Genomic DNA, 335 nt, shown 5'->3' with positions numbered 1-335 from the left:
GGCCCGGTACGGCGTTCCACTCCGATAGTCGTCGCGCGTCGGGTCGCGGTCGGGCGGCGCGTTGAACAAGAGCCGGCCACCGCATTTCAGCCAGTCGGCCGCACGGCGCGCCATCAGCGCTTGATCGGCGTGGGTAAACCAGGTCAGCGAATTCCAGGCGATCACACCATCGAACTGCTCATCGAACTGGACGGTGCGCATATCCGCCTTGATCCAGCGTTCCCGCGGGAACCGCGTTTGCGCCAGGTTGATCATCGATTGTGCGTGATCGACCCCAACCACAGAGTGGCCGCGTGCGATCAGAAACCGGCCGATTGGCTCACCGGCACCACAGC

1 protein-coding gene is annotated in these 335 nt (G+C 64.5%); it reads right to left on the bottom strand.

All coding sequences use genetic code 11. The annotated features are described in order from the left end of the window. Positions 1 to 335 (bottom strand): trans-aconitate 2-methyltransferase (locus BTM36_RS14630; protein ID WP_077236879.1); only part of this gene is annotated, 335 nt, incomplete at both ends.

The sequence above is a fragment of the Herbaspirillum sp. VT-16-41 genome (genome assembly GCF_001994935.1).
GTDB classification, from domain to species: Bacteria; Pseudomonadota; Gammaproteobacteria; order Burkholderiales; family Burkholderiaceae_D; genus Herbaspirillum; species Herbaspirillum frisingense.
This window is presented reverse-complemented; position numbering and strand designations above follow the sequence as displayed.